Raw genomic sequence first — 664 nt, 5'->3', positions numbered from 1 at the left:
GCAGATCGGCGGCGATCCACCGGCGATCCACGATGCCACGTCCTCGTCGGCGTCCGTGGTCAACTCCATGGTCAGCGCGCCGACAAAGGGCCGTCGGTCGCCCCATTTCTTCGCCCATTCGGCGGCCAGCCCGGGAAAGCAGACTTCGTCATAGGCCTGGATCTCGAGCGAGCCGCGTTCGGCGATCCGCCGGGGCGAGGCGACGGTGGCGGTGGGCAGTCCGAGTTCGCGGCGCTGCCGGTCCTCGGCCCTCTTGTTCATCCGCCAACACATCCAGTCGTACACCGCCATCCCGGTACGGACCATCGGCCCGGGCAGTGCCGGAATCAGCTCGCCGTTGGGCCGCATCGGAATGTAATGCAGCGTGGCCATCGGAATGCGGTAGTAGTCGGCGACGTTGATCGCGAGGTCCTGGTAGAGCTGTCCGGTGAAGATCAAATCGGCGCCGGCACCGACCGACATCAGTGACGAGCTCATCAGCTGCCAGTTCCGCAGCACCGGCTCCCATGCGTCGCGCATCAACTTGATGGGCCCGCGCACGAAATTCTTCCAGAAGTCGCGGATGAACTCGTCGCTCCAGAAGTCGTGCATGTCGGGTCCGTAGCCGATGGCCGCCAGGCCTGCTTCCTGCGCGAGCTCAACAAGATTGGGCGGGACGGCCATG

At 65.4% G+C, this 664-nt stretch carries 1 pseudogene; it reads right to left on the bottom strand.

The window, feature by feature from the left end:
• Window positions 1-664, bottom strand: a pseudogene (locus A9X04_RS11810) (glycosyl transferase family 1); the annotation flags it as partial.

Source organism: Mycobacterium sp. E3247, assembly GCF_001667785.1.
GTDB lineage: Bacteria > Actinomycetota > Actinomycetes > Mycobacteriales > Mycobacteriaceae > Mycobacterium.
Note: the sequence above shows the minus strand (reverse complement) of the source record. Positions and strands in the feature narration are given on the sequence as shown.